This window comes from Methylocaldum sp. GT1TLB (genome assembly GCF_051027445.1).
In the GTDB taxonomy this organism is placed as follows: Bacteria; Pseudomonadota; Gammaproteobacteria; order Methylococcales; family Methylococcaceae; genus Methylocaldum.
The window spans coordinates 756,914-769,440 of the sequence record NZ_CP194898.1 but is presented as its reverse complement, the minus strand read 5'-3'; the positions used below and the strand labels follow the sequence as shown (position 1 = coordinate 769,440).

The window sequence follows — 12,527 nt, the reverse complement described above, 5'->3', positions numbered from 1 at the left end:
GATTACGTCGCTTCGCTAAGCAAAGATGCCAGTCGGGCGGAAACGACCTCCCCCAACTGCCCGAGAAAATGTAGTCCCATACCGGTTTGGAATCGGCTTGCGTCACGGCTGCCGATAGCGAGCAATCCCTTAAGTCCTGCATGTTGCAGGGGTATCAGTGCGTATGAGAGCACGCCGGAGGCGTTGTTGCCGAACATGTATTTGGCATGAACCGGGTCCGGCTTTCCGCAGTAGGGTTTTCCAGTCTCCAAGACCGATGCGAAAAGAACTAGCCCAACGTCGTCGGAGGGCACGTAAAGGCCGGCGATTGGGCTTTCGATGGATGGCTGCACAATTTTTACCGTGACGAAGTCGGCTTGAAAATACTCGTGCAGGCACCACGTCAGACTGCCTAAAGTGTCGTCTAGAGTCGCAGCATCGAGTAACGTCAGCGTCAATTGATGAATCCGCTGATGCAAGGCATCGTTATCGCGGGCGATTTGCAAGATATCGTTCAACTGTGATTGAAGTTGCCGATTGCTGTCCCGCAATAGCGAAATTTGGCGCGCCACCAGGGAAACTGCCTCCCCGCAGGGATGCGGCACCTTCAGCATTTCCAGCAAATCCAATTGATCGTAAAAAAAATCGGGATGTTGGCGCAAATAGGCCTCCACTTCGTCAGCGGAGATAGTCGTTTCTTTATGACGCTTTGGCGCCTTTGGAGTAATCAAGCTCATAATTCGATTTCGCCCTCGAACACGCGAACGGCCGGTCCAGTCATGAACACCGGCCTCCCCCGTCCTTCCCAAGTTATATTAAGGGACCCGCCAGGGAGATCAACTTGCACCGGACTGCTCAAATCTCCCTGCTCTATGCCAACAACTGTTGCGGCGCAAGCTCCACTGCCGCAAGCCAAGGTTTCTCCGGAACCGCGCTCAAAAACTCGGAGCCTAATGTGATGTCGGTTGATGATCTGGACAAAGCCGATGTTTGCGCGTTGCGGAAAAATCGGATGGTTTTCCAATAGCGGTCCTACGGTTTCGACCGGCGCACGATCTACATCACCGACCTTGAGCACGGCGTGCGGATTGCCCATCGATACAGCGCCGAACGGCCGCGGGTTCCCACCCACCACCACCTCATAAAGAACGGCCTCATCCGGAATGTCCAGCGGGATTTCGGCAGGAGCATGCCTGGGAACTCCCATGTTAACGGTCACGAGTCCATTATCTCGAAGGAGCAAGCACAATTGACCGGCGTCCGTATCGACTACGATTTCGCTTTTGTCGCACATGCCGTGATCGTGAACGAATTGTGCAAAGCAGCGGGCACCGTTTCCGCATTGCGCTACTTCGGAGCCATCCGCATTGAAGATTCGATAGCGAAAATCGGCGTTTGAATTGATCGGGGCTTCAACGACCAACACCTGATCGCAGCCGATTCCAAAGTGTCGGTCTGCAATATGACGGACCTTTTCCGGCGTCAATGAAACGCTCTGCCGCACGCCATCGATAACAACGAAGTCGTTGCCTAGCCCATGCATTTTGGTGAATTTCAGTGCCATCAGTCTACTACGTGCTCGCCCTGAAAAAGTTGCGCGGTGGTCTCCCGCTCTCGGATCAGGTGAGTCCGGCCTCCATCCACCATGACTTCGGCGGGCCGGGGGCGGGAATTGTAATTTGAACTCATGCTGAATCCGTACGCGCCTGCGGAACGGACTGCCAGCAGATCGCCCTCGGCGATCGAAAGCTCGCGCTCTTTGCCGAGAAAATCGCCGGTTTCGCAAACGGGTCCGACGATATCGTAGCGTTTTTTGTCCACGCTGCTTGCCGTTCGGACCGGCACGACTTCCTGCCACGAATCGTAGAGCGCTGGTCTAATGAGGTCATTCATAGCGGCATCGACGATGGCGAAGTTTTTCTCCTGATTGGATTTCAGGTATTCCACGCGGGTCAGCAAAACGCCGGCATTGCCGATAATCGCGCGGCCGGGTTCGATGAGAATCTCGTAATCCGTTTGCGCGAGCCGTCCCAACAGCGCAGACGCGTATTCGCGAGGCTCGGGCGGCTGCTCATCGCGGTAGCGTATGCCTAGACCTCCCCCTAAATCCAAGTGATGGAGGTTGATCCCCTGCTCTTTCAAGGTATCGACAAGCGCCAGAACTCGATCGAGAGCATCGAGGAAGGGCCTGACAGACGTCAGCTGAGAACCAATGTGGCAGTCGATGCCGGTAATTTCGAGATGCGGCATATCGGCTGCACGCCGATATTGATGCAGTGCTTCGCTGACGTCGATGCCGAATTTGTTTTCCCGAAGCCCGGTAGAAATGTACGGATGCGTAAGAGCGTCCACGTCCGGATTCACGCGCAGCGAGATCGGAGCTTTTACACCGAGTTCTCCGGCGATTCGATTTAACCGATCCAGTTCGCCCGGAACTTCAACGTTGAAGCAACGGATACCGACTTCCAGAGCGCGGCGTAGTTCATCTTCGCGCTTGCCCACTCCGGAAAAAACGATCTTCGCCGGCTCGCCGCCCGCCGCCAGTACCCGCTCCAATTCGCCGACGGATACGATATCGAAACCCGAGCCCAGGCGCGCTAAGACGTTCAGCACCGCCAGATTGGAATTGGCTTTCACCGCATAGCAGACCAAATGTGGCTCACCGGCGAAAGCGTCGTCGAAAGCCCGCCAGTGGCGTTCGATCGTGGCACGCGAATAGACGTAGCAGGGGGTCCCGTAACGCTCTGCGATGGCAGGCAGGGACACATCCTCGGCGTACAACGTACCGTCGTGATAATTGAAATAATCCATCAGCGCTGTTCTTCTTTCGAAGCAGGATCTTCGCTGGGTAGGTAAAGTGGTCCTTTCTGGCCGCAAGCGGAGAGGACGAGACTGAAAAAAATCAGCGGGAGGAGTGTTCGAAACGAAAGAGACATGATTTTTCGGTTTGCTGCGTCTTGTCGACAATAATCTTGCTTATTCTAATGGAAAAATGGGGGCGGCCCAATGCACGGACCGCCTTATATCGTTTATGCAAAGGAAGACTGACCGAAGCTTCAAGCGTCCGTTCCGGAAAAATCTGCGGACGCCTGAAATTTGAAACCAGCCGTTCAATCACTCGTCTTACACGCGTATGCAAAATGAACTATTCCGGGCGACCGTACTTGCCTGGTTCGATCGATACGGGCGCAAGCAACTGCCCTGGCAAGTCGACCGAACACCTTATCGGGTTTGGATCTCGGAAATCATGCTCCAACAGACCCAAGTCGTAACGGTCATCCCGTACTTCGAGCGTTTTGTAGGCCATTTTCCTGTTGTCGACGCGCTCGCCCAGGCATCCTTGGACGAGGTTATCGCACTTTGGGCCGGGCTCGGCTACTATGCGCGCGCTCGTAACCTACACCGGGCGGCGCGGATAATCGTGGAACAGCACGACGCACAGTTGCCCGTCACTCTCGAGGAATTGAGCGCTCTGCCCGGCATCGGACGCTCTACGGCTGGAGCGATCCTGAGTCTCGGATCGGGTATTCGTGCACCCATCCTGGATGGCAACGTCAAACGGGTTTTATGCCGATATCAGGGTATCGAAGGCTGGCCTGGAGACACCCGGATTCTCGCGAGATTATGGCAACTCAGCGAAGAATTGACGCCTTCGCTCCGTATCGCCGACTACAACCAAGCCATGATGGATCTGGGAGCAACCGTATGCACCAAGCGGAAACCGGTTTGTTCCGCCTGTCCGATCAGCGCGAACTGCGTGGCACTTCAGTCGGGGCGAGTCGACGCCATCCCAGCGCCGAAACCAAAACAGACCCTACCTGTCCGACAATGTTTTATGTTGGTGTTAAGAAACGCCTGTGGCGAGCTTTACCTGGAAAAGCGCCCGAATACCGGCATTTGGGGAGGTCTTTGGAGCTTGCCGGAGTTCGATAGCGAAGAGGATGTATATGCTTGGTGCACGAAACAGCATATCGATTGTTTTGAGCTTGAGCGCCTCCCGCAGCGCCGGCATACTTTTTCCCATTATCACCTTGATTTTGTTCCGCTGGTGGCTCGCACACATTCCGAGTACTACGGAATCAGCGAACCATCGCTCTATCGATGGCTTACACCGGATAAAACGATCGGGCTCCCGGCGCCGGTACTGAAACTGGTAAACGAGATTGCCGGCCAGGATCGATAGCTGCGAATTCAAGCGAATTCAATGGGCGCGGATGGTGCGGAACGAGTCGAATTGGGTTTCTATAGTGCTGATCATTACGAGGTAACTGATGACGCGACGAGTTAAATGTGCACGTTTGGGAGTCGAGGCCGAAGGCTTGGAGAAACCGCCCTTCCCTGGAGTAGAAGGGCAGCGGATTTTCGACCATATCTCCGCTCAGGCATGGCAGGATTGGCTCAAACTCCAGACCATGCTGATCAATGAGCACCGGCTCACACCATTCGAGCCCGAAGCACGACGATTCCTGGCGAAGGAGCGCGAGAAATTTCTATTCGGCGGCGGAGCTCAGATGCCTGAAGGCTACGTGCCGCCCAAAGTCTGAATCGGCTCCGGAATCGGCTCAGACGGTTTGGAGATAGCGACCGGAATACCAGTTGGCTGCTGCAGCGCTTGCTTTAGCGCTGCGCCATCGAGAATGATCTCGCGGCCCTTCGTTTTCTTCTCAATCAAATCCATAGCCGAGTCGAGCAACTGTTCGTAAGTCATGCGGTCTTCGTCCAACGGCTGATGGACTTCCATATATAAAATCCCTGCCGACCAGCCCAGCTTGACCGGCTGGTTGACCAGATGGACCGGGGTACCGACATTGACGAGCGGAAAAAGCCGCTCGATATCTTCTGGATACATTCGAATGCATCCGTGAGTGACTCGCATTCCGATGCCGTAGGCCTTGTCAGTGCCGGTGCCGTGGATAAGGTAGCCCGGAACGCCAAGCCGCATGGCGAAGCGGCCGAGCGGATTCAGAGGTCCCGCTGGGACCACGTCCGGTAAAATATCCCCGTCCCGGGCGTGTTCTTGCTTGATGGTTTCCGGAGGTACCCAAACCGGGTCCTTTACTTTCTGCGCAATTTTGGTGGCGCCCAAGGGAGTGCGCCAATCCATTCGGCCGATGCTCACCGGATAGCTAACGACTTGTGTCGCTTTCGCTTTCCGCTGAGCCGGATAGTAGTAAAGGCGCATTTCCGGAATATTGATGACAACGCCGGAACGTGGCGCATCGGGAAGGATAAATTGGCGTGGGATCAATACATCCTTACCGTCACCAGGCAACCAGCGGTCGACGGTCGGATTGGCCATGACGATTTCGTCCTGACCGACGCTGAACTCCCGCGCAATATCGATGAGCGTATCTTCATGCTTCGCCTTCGTATATCGAATCTCGCCGATTAGATCGCTACCGTCCGTCGGAAGTGCGAACACCTCCGCTGTAGAATTGAGCGGGGCAGCAAGCATGAGCGCGATCGCTAGCCAGGCCGCCCCCCGTCTCTTGATGCGCGCCAATTCGATTGTTTTCAGCAACATTGCGTTTTTCCTACACCACAGGTTGTTTCGTTTGAAGGTTTTCGCCGCCAAAGAGCTCGATGAAGCGTGGCAAGAATGTCGCTAACTCGAGGCTCATGATTGCAAAATCCGCGTCGAAGCGTTCTACCGGATCGGACGTTTCGATATCCGCCGCCTCTTCCTGTACCAGGTCCAGAAAACGGAGTTTCTTGATGCCAAACGCCTCGTCGAGAACAAAGCTTAGACGGTCATTCCAAGTGATAGCCAATTTGATGACCTCTTTACCGGCCTCAATGTGATTTTGAATCTCCGGTGCGCTCAGATCGTGGCGGCGGCAGCGCACGATACCGCCGTCTTCTTCCGGAGATCGCAACTCGCATTCGCTTTCCAGAGTGATATCCGACGGCAAGTCGGCATCCATAACCCAGTGGGTCATGATAGCACTGGGCCGCTCACGGGTCGCAGGAGGAACCACTGGCAAAGAACCAAGACACTGACGCAGCAGCGAAGCAATTTCCTCGGTTTTCTTAGCGCTGGCGCTATCTGCAACAAGCCAGCCGCCCTTCGGGTCAATGTAGGCATAGGTGCGCCGGCTGTGGCTAAAGGCGCGAGGCAGTAAATCCTGCATTACCTCATCGCGTAGCGCGTCCCGCTCTTTCCGTCGCATCGGCCGGCCTTGCCGGTCTTCGACTTCGGCTACCCGCTCCGAGAGGATTTCGTTAACTACCGAGGCAGGAACGATTTTTTCCTCCTTTTGAACACACACCATCGCAAATCCGTTGGTGACGTGGACCAGGGGAAAAGTATCCTTGCCGAGCGGTGCGCACCAGCCGTAACTGACGGGCTCTAGACTCCCGCAAGGACGAAAGCGGCGTTGATCGAGCTTTTGCTCGAACTCTGCGACGTCAAGATCGAAAGGTTCTGTAAAACGTAATAAAGATAAGTTCTTAAACCACATAATTCGGAAGCGGCAACCAAAAGGGGCGAATTATGGCGATTGGCGCGTTTTTTGTCATCAATACCGTTTAATCGCCATTTAAATCAGTCTGAAAACTCGACCTAAAGTATATTCGCTACATGTAGAGCGGAAGATCAGGCCTGTCATTGGATGTCAGAATCTTCATTATCATTCGTCGCACTACATTATGATTGATGAAAATGCCCTCGGAATCGGCTTGTCAAATTCGGGAATTAATTGACGCCATCCAGTCCTAACTATTTTGTGAGTTCCATGCTGATCTTTGTTCGAGAATTCTAGCTTTCCGGAATCAGTTGGAAAAATCGGCATTTAAATCATCTCGGATTCATGCTGAGCCATGAGTGATTGCCGGCCTTATTGAAATATCCGACTATTTTTTCGACCATCCTTTTGAAGAGTTGAGTAATTCTATGGGCTACTACCGACAGTCTCTTCCAGCGAGCGTTCTCTACAAAGCGTGCGATCCACAGGAATTCGACTTCTCCACCACCGACGAGTTGGCCGATATCGGTGTCGTGATAGGCCAAGAGCGAGCGCTGGATGCAATTCAGTTCGGCATTTCCATCGTCCAGAAGGGCTACAACATTTTCGCTCTAGGTCCGAGCGGATCCGGGAAGCTGGCGGCGGTTAAGGAAATCGTCGGCCGCGAAGCTGAAAACCGGCCGGTACCCGACGACTGGTGCTACGTCAACAACTTCGGCGAAGCTTCGAAGCCCAAGGCCTTGAGATTGCCGGCCGGTCAGGGGCGCCGCTTCGCCCGGGACATGGAGCAAGTCATCGAGGAACTCAGTACCGTCATTCCGGCGACGTTCGAGGGTGAAGAATACCGCGGTCGCGCAGAAGAAATCGAGGAGGAAGCAAAGGAGCGCGAGATCAATGCTCTAAATGAGTTACGCCGAAAATCTTTGCAGCACGGCATCGCTTTAATCGAAACGCCTACCGGATTTGCGTTTGCTCCGGTGGACGAAAAAGGCGAAGTGCTCGGACCCGAGCAATTTCAAAAGCTTTCGGAGCATCAGCAGGAACAGATTCAGGAGGCGGTAACGGATTTGCGTCAGCAGTTGCAAAAGCTGTTGAAGCAATTTCCGGTGTGGCGCAAGGAAGCAAAGGAAAAGCTGAAAACGTTGAATCGAGAAATTGCCGAGTTTGCCGTCAACCATTTGATGGACGATTTGAAAGCCCGTTACGAAGCCATTCCCGGAGTCGTTCAGTATCTGAATGAAGCTCAACGGGAAATCATCGATCACGCGGAAGATTTTTTCCCGAAGCAGGAAGGTGGCATAGCGACGTTGATCGGGCATGCGCCGCGGCCAAGTCCTTTTCTGCGCTATAAGGTGAACCTATTGGTCGACAATAGCGAGTGCAAATATGCCCCAGTCGTCTTCGAGAGCTTGCCGAGTCACAACAATCTGGTGGGACGGGTTGAATACCAAGCCTACATGGGCGCTCTGGTCACCGATTTCACAATGATCAAACCAGGCGCCTTGCATATCGCCAACGGCGGCTATTTGATCCTGGACGCTCGCAAAGTGCTGATGCAGCCGTTCGCTTGGGACAGCCTGAAACGCATTCTTCAGTCGCGCGAAATCCGTATCGAATCTTTGGAGCGTGCGCTAAGCGTAATCAGTACCTCGAGCCTGGAGCCGGAACCGATTCCGCTGGATATCAAGATCATTTTGATCGGGGATCGCGTTCTTTATTATTTGCTCAATGTTTACGATCCTGAATTTCGCGAGCTTTTCAAAGTTTCGGCGGATTTCGAAGAAACGATCGATCGAGATGCCGACGGCAATGCACTATACGCTCGGCTTATCGCCAGCCTGGCGCGGAGAAACCAGTTGCGCCCGCTGGACAAGGAAGCGGTAATCCGGGTAGTGGAACATGCGGCTCGCTTGGTGGAAGATTCGGAGAAATTATCCACCCATTTGCGCAGCCTGGACGATCTTCTCAAGGAAGCCGACCACTGGGCGGCACAGGTACAGCGCGCGATCATCACTCGGGACGACGTGCAGGCCGCCATCGATCACCAGATCCGTAGGGCTGACCGGCTCCGCGAGCGAGTTTATGAAAACATTCGACGCGGAACGATTTTCATCGACACTGAAGGCGCGGTGGTTGGCCAGGTCAACGGCTTGTCCGTAATCAGCTTGGGTGATTTTTCATTCGGCCAGCCGTCCCGCATTACCGCCACCACTCGGTTGGGCAGCGGCAAAATTCTTGACATCGAGCGGGAAAGCGAACTGGGCGGCGCCATTCACAGCAAAGGTGTGATGATTTTGTCCGGTTTCCTAGCACATCGTTACGCTAAGACCCGGCCGTTTTCAGTGACCGCCAGCCTCGTCTTCGAACAATCCTACGGCCAGGTCGAGGGCGACAGTGCGTCCTTGGCGGAACTCAGTGCGATTTTATCGTCACTGGCCGATTTACCGATTCGCCAGTCGCTGGCGGTAACCGGTTCGGTCAATCAAAATGGACAAGTTCAACCTATTGGCGGGGTCAACGAAAAGATCGAAGGCTTTTTTGACATTTGCGCCTCGATTGGCCTAAGCGGAAAACAGGGAGTGATCATTCCCCGTGCCAACGTCAAACACCTCATGCTGCGGCAGGATGTAGTCAAAGCCGCGGAATCGGGCAAATTTCACGTCTACGCGGTGGACACGGTAGATCAGGCTTTAGAGCTGCTCATGGATAAGCCGGCCGGCGAACGTGACGTGACAGGCGCATTCCCGCCAGATAGCATTAACGGGCGTATCGAACAACGCCTCAGGGAGTGGATCGATATCCAGAAGGAGTTCAGGAGTCAGGAAAGAGCCGGAGAGAATCAAAGCTATGGCTGAAGACGCTCCCATCTCCGAACGAGTCGTGGTTGCTTTGAACGTGCTGCGCCATGATATCGGTATTCTCGAATTGGCGGCGCATCTCGCCGCACGAAAGCAGGCGCAGTTGATTGCAGTTTATGTGGAAGAGACGAACTTAATCAATTTGGCCGAGCTTCCGTTCGCGATAGAGATTGATCGCATCTGCGCGGCCGAGCGTAAAGTCGATTTGCCACGCCTGATGCGCACCCTGCGCTCCAGCACCGAACAAATTCAGCAAACGTTGTACCGGCTGAATCAAAGCCTGCGAATTGACGTAAGTTTCCGGACAGTGCGCGGACATCTCGTTTCCGCCGTCATGTCACAGATCGAGCAGGTTGACGTCGTTTTCCTTCCCAAGAGAACCGAGCCGTATAAAAGCGGCGTTAAGAAGAAGATCTCTACATTCCCTATCTGGGTTGTATTCGACGGATCTATGGAAGCTAAGCGCGCCTTACGGATGTCTGTCGAGTTGGCCGAGCTCGAATCAAGCCGACTTAATGTTGCCCTTCCGGCAGAGACTGAGGCCGAATCCGAGGCATTAAAAAGGTTGGCGTTGGAAAGCTGTGTTCAAAGCGCAGCCGCGCAGTTTGTTTCCGTCCGCCCGTTCGATGCCCCAAATTTACTGCGCTCGATGCAGCGCACTGGCTGCCGCTTGTTGGTAGTCAAACGTCAAAATGTTGATTTCAGCAAAGCCATTTCGGAGACCGTCGCTTGCCCCGTCGTCCTGGTTTGAATCGCGGCTATGCCGATAGTATAAAGGCGCAAATTTCGAGCGGTCGCGATTCCATTTCGCGACCGCTCGTTCAGTGATTGCCCGTTACGATTCACTATCCAAGCTTCACGTATGCCAAGCATGTACCCGTGCTGCACCGGCAAATCCAAAATACGCGGCTACCGCTGCGCTCAATAGGTGCAACCAGGCGTCGATACCGTATATTGGAGCCAACCCGAACAGTGTGTTCGTTGCCGGAATAATCCCCAACAGGAATAACACACCGAAGAGGATCGCATTGGCTCGCGCGAAGGTCACGGCCCTAGGAATACTCCGGGCGGCAAGAATACCCCAGACTCCAACGCCGATATGTACCAAGTTGTGAATCAGATTAACCGGAAAGAGGCCAAACAATCTGCCGTAGCCAGCTTCTATAGCCAATGGAGGACCTCCTACTATCGGCTGTACAAGGCCCGGGATAAAGCCAAGAATACCGATTATCAGGTACACAATGCCAAACACTTTCGCGAAAGTCTGAACCATGACACATCTCCTTCAATATCAGGATAAAACACTCGCTACCTTACTTATCCTCGGACATAAAATATTGCCTCTCTGAAAGGCGGCAGCGCGGTATTTTTCATTTCGCACTGCTAGTCCGAGAAAAGCTTATGTTGTCAATTAGAGCCTTCGAAAAATCGCTAGTTCAGGCTTTAATGCGTGTCTTTTGACCATTTGAAGACCGAGACGGCAGCTTGCGTACTCTTACCTATTCAAAAGTGAATCTCATGGCAGCATCCTATTTTGAACTACACCGTTAACTCGAAGTTTGAGAGGTGCCGATATGCTGACTCAAGAAGCATCTTCAACTGGCTCCATGCAAGCATGTATCGAGCAGTGTCTGGATTGCCATTCTATATGCCTGGAAACGGTAACCCACTGTCTGGAAAAAGGAGGGCCGCATGCGGAAGCCGATCATATTCGACTCCTCCTGGATTGTGCCGAAATTTGCCAAACCAGTGCGAACTTCATGCTCCGCGGTTCAGAGCTTCACACGTTAACCTGCGAAGTCTGCGCAGAAACATGCGAACAGTGCGGGGACAGTTGTGAGCAATTCGAGAATGACCCCCAAATGCAGGCATGCGCGCAAACTTGCCGAAGCTGTGCTGACGCCTGTCAGGCTATGGCCGAAGAAGCAGGTGTTGAATGATGGGTTTTGGGTTTTAGATAGTCCGACTGAAATTACACCATCGGAGCCCGCATTTCCGGAGCATGCCGCTCGTCAAGCGCAATTTGTCATCATCACCGTACGAGAGCGGTAGCTAAGCGTGTGCGTAAATTGGAGAGCTTAGGCTCCTCAGCTTATGGCTCGGAGCGATTACTCTCATGCCGCCGCTCTCGACCGACCACTGAGAAAATTCACGACCACTCACCGGTTCCTGGACGCCTATTCATGGAGGCTGACGCGTAGCGATCGTGTGTCAAGGGAGCGTCGAAAAGGAATGGACTACAACACCCGACCGATTATGAAAAAAGCCGCGCCAGGAAACAGCAACGCGGCTCCCCACCAGGTACCGGCCATCATCGCAAGAATGCTGACTGCGACCAGAATGGTGCCGATCGCCTGCAATTTTCCGCTCAAGCTGCGTATTGGAGCTGCTCTTAAAGACCGCCCGCAATGTGGACAAGCATTGGCTTGATCGGGAATCTCCGAGTCGCACGCGGGACATTTCATGAGGGCCATAGCTATAAACTCCGTTACCTTAACAGCGTGAGATTAGCGGAGATTCAGCATGCCTACAACAGTTCGTACTATCGAAATTCGAATGTGACTCTCGGCAATTTCGAACAATGCATGGATTGGGATAGATCAGGAAAACCTTGCTCCTAAAGCTGGAGATGCTCCAAATTACCGGTAGGACACGGCGGAGAGGTTTCAAAAATGAGGCCCGGTTAAATTCCGACAAGAGATGAGTTTTGGGAATTTTTTGAAAACCCAAAAACAAAAAGGCCTGCATTTCTGCAAGCCTTTGTTTTAATTGGTGGGCCATGTAGGGATCGAACCTACGACAAACGGATTAAGAGTCCGCTGCTCTACCAGCTGAGCTAATGGCCCGATATGGAGTGCTTGACAAGCTAGAAGTGGGGTGACCGATGGGGCTCGAACCCACGACAACCGGAATCACAATCCGGGGCTCTACCAACTGAGCTACGGCCACCGTCGGAAAATTACAAATAGATGGCGCGCTTGGCAGGACTCGAACCTGCGACCCTCGGCTTAGAAGGCCGATGCTCTATCCGGCTGAGCTACAAGCGCTTGGTCGGGGTAGAGGGATTCGAACCCCCGACATTCTGCTCCCAAAGCAGACGCGCTACCAGACTGCGCTATACCCCGGACGACCTTCTTTAACGAGAAGCCGTTCGGCTAACCATCAAGACTCACAATAATACCCATGTCGTTACAGATCGTCAATCGGTATGCTGCATACATCTGTC

Annotated in this window: 13 protein-coding genes and 4 tRNA genes; 5 read left to right on the top strand and 12 right to left on the bottom strand. The window is 53.6% G+C overall.

Translation table 11 applies throughout. The features are described 5' to 3' along the window. Positions 1-2 precede the first annotated feature (2 nt). Genes ACR2R1_RS03300 through lptM form a run of 4 tightly spaced genes read right to left on the bottom strand, consistent with a single transcriptional unit; the run spans position 3 to position 2,915 of the window. A complete protein-coding gene (locus tag ACR2R1_RS03300) occupies positions 3-716 on the bottom strand; it encodes a DUF484 family protein (RefSeq protein WP_077732568.1) in 714 nt (237 codons plus the stop codon). Further along, the gene (gene dapF / locus ACR2R1_RS03295) at positions 713-1,543 is read right to left on the bottom strand and encodes a diaminopimelate epimerase (protein ID WP_077732569.1); all 831 of its coding nucleotides are present in this window, start codon (positions 1,541-1,543) and stop codon (positions 713-715) included. The genes ACR2R1_RS03300 and dapF overlap by 4 nt, the downstream gene beginning before the upstream one ends. Further along, complete coding sequence (gene lysA / locus ACR2R1_RS03290; protein ID WP_077732570.1) at positions 1,543-2,790, bottom strand: diaminopimelate decarboxylase; 1,248 nt, start codon at positions 2,788-2,790, stop codon at positions 1,543-1,545. Before lysA ends, dapF begins: the two co-directional genes overlap by 1 nt. Continuing rightward, complete coding sequence (lptM, locus tag ACR2R1_RS03285) at positions 2,790-2,915, bottom strand: LPS translocon maturation chaperone LptM (protein WP_086134769.1); 126 nt, start codon at positions 2,913-2,915, stop codon at positions 2,790-2,792. The genes lysA and lptM overlap by 1 nt, the downstream gene beginning before the upstream one ends. Positions 2,916-3,112: 197 nt before the next feature. Between lptM and mutY the strand changes: the two genes are divergently transcribed. Together mutY and ACR2R1_RS03275 are read left to right on the top strand one after the other, a co-directional pair. Continuing rightward, positions 3,113-4,162: an A/G-specific adenine glycosylase gene (mutY, locus tag ACR2R1_RS03280; RefSeq protein ID WP_077732572.1), complete on the top strand. Its 1,050-nt coding sequence runs from the start codon at positions 3,113-3,115 to the stop codon at positions 4,160-4,162. Positions 4,163-4,250: 88 nt separating this feature from the next. Further along, the gene (locus tag ACR2R1_RS03275) at positions 4,251-4,523 is read left to right on the top strand and encodes an oxidative damage protection protein (RefSeq protein ID WP_077732573.1); all 273 of its coding nucleotides are present in this window, start codon (positions 4,251-4,253) and stop codon (positions 4,521-4,523) included. On the opposite strand, the gene ACR2R1_RS03270 is transcribed toward ACR2R1_RS03275, so the two are convergent. Next, complete coding sequence (locus tag ACR2R1_RS03270) at positions 4,502-5,554, bottom strand: L,D-transpeptidase family protein (protein ID WP_434112643.1); 1,053 nt, start codon at positions 5,552-5,554, stop codon at positions 4,502-4,504. The two genes, ACR2R1_RS03275 and ACR2R1_RS03270, sit on opposite strands and share 22 nt — an antisense overlap. Beyond that, positions 5,514-6,440 carry a recombination-associated protein RdgC gene (gene rdgC, locus ACR2R1_RS03265; protein WP_086134771.1) on the bottom strand — a complete coding sequence of 309 codons (927 nt, stop codon included), beginning with the start codon at positions 6,438-6,440 and terminating at the stop codon, positions 5,514-5,516. Before rdgC ends, ACR2R1_RS03270 begins: the two co-directional genes overlap by 41 nt. 431 nt (positions 6,441-6,871) lie before the next feature. Between rdgC and ACR2R1_RS03260 the strand changes: the two genes are divergently transcribed. Both ACR2R1_RS03260 and ACR2R1_RS03255 read left to right on the top strand, forming a co-directional pair. Next, positions 6,872-9,298 (top strand): Lon protease family protein, encoded by a 2,427-nt coding sequence (locus ACR2R1_RS03260; protein ID WP_077732575.1) that lies wholly within the window; start codon positions 6,872-6,874, stop codon positions 9,296-9,298. After that, positions 9,291-10,052 carry a hypothetical protein gene (locus tag ACR2R1_RS03255; RefSeq protein ID WP_434112640.1) on the top strand — a complete coding sequence of 254 codons (762 nt, stop codon included), beginning with the start codon at positions 9,291-9,293 and terminating at the stop codon, positions 10,050-10,052. The genes ACR2R1_RS03260 and ACR2R1_RS03255 overlap by 8 nt, the downstream gene beginning before the upstream one ends. A 105-nt stretch (positions 10,053-10,157) precedes the next feature. Here the strand turns inward: ACR2R1_RS03255 and ACR2R1_RS03250 are convergent, their stop codons facing one another. Then, positions 10,158-10,574 carry a DUF4383 domain-containing protein gene (locus ACR2R1_RS03250; protein ID WP_077729495.1) on the bottom strand — a complete coding sequence of 139 codons (417 nt, stop codon included), beginning with the start codon at positions 10,572-10,574 and terminating at the stop codon, positions 10,158-10,160. 301 nt (positions 10,575-10,875) lie between these two features. On the opposite strand from ACR2R1_RS03250, the gene ACR2R1_RS03245 reads away from it, so the two are divergent. Next, entirely contained in the window at positions 10,876-11,241 is a 366-nt protein-coding gene (locus ACR2R1_RS03245; protein WP_077729496.1) for a four-helix bundle copper-binding protein, read from the top strand. A gap of 297 nt (positions 11,242-11,538) precedes the next feature. Here the strand turns inward: ACR2R1_RS03245 and ACR2R1_RS03240 are convergent, their stop codons facing one another. The 5 genes from ACR2R1_RS03240 to ACR2R1_RS03220 all read right to left on the bottom strand — a co-directional run bounded on the left by ACR2R1_RS03240 (position 11,539) and on the right by ACR2R1_RS03220 (position 12,426). After that, complete coding sequence (locus ACR2R1_RS03240; protein WP_434114184.1) at positions 11,539-11,766, bottom strand: zinc-ribbon domain-containing protein; 228 nt, start codon at positions 11,764-11,766, stop codon at positions 11,539-11,541. A gap of 305 nt (positions 11,767-12,071) precedes the next feature. Further along, positions 12,072-12,147: transfer RNA gene (locus tag ACR2R1_RS03235), tRNA-Lys, on the bottom strand. 27 nt (positions 12,148-12,174) lie between these two features. Beyond that, positions 12,175-12,250 (bottom strand) — tRNA-His (locus ACR2R1_RS03230). 21 nt (positions 12,251-12,271) lie between these two features. Next, a tRNA-Arg gene (locus tag ACR2R1_RS03225) sits at positions 12,272-12,348 on the bottom strand. A gap of 1 nt (position 12,349) precedes the next feature. Continuing rightward, positions 12,350-12,426: transfer RNA gene (locus ACR2R1_RS03220), tRNA-Pro, on the bottom strand. Between the last annotated feature and the right edge of the window lie 101 nt (positions 12,427-12,527).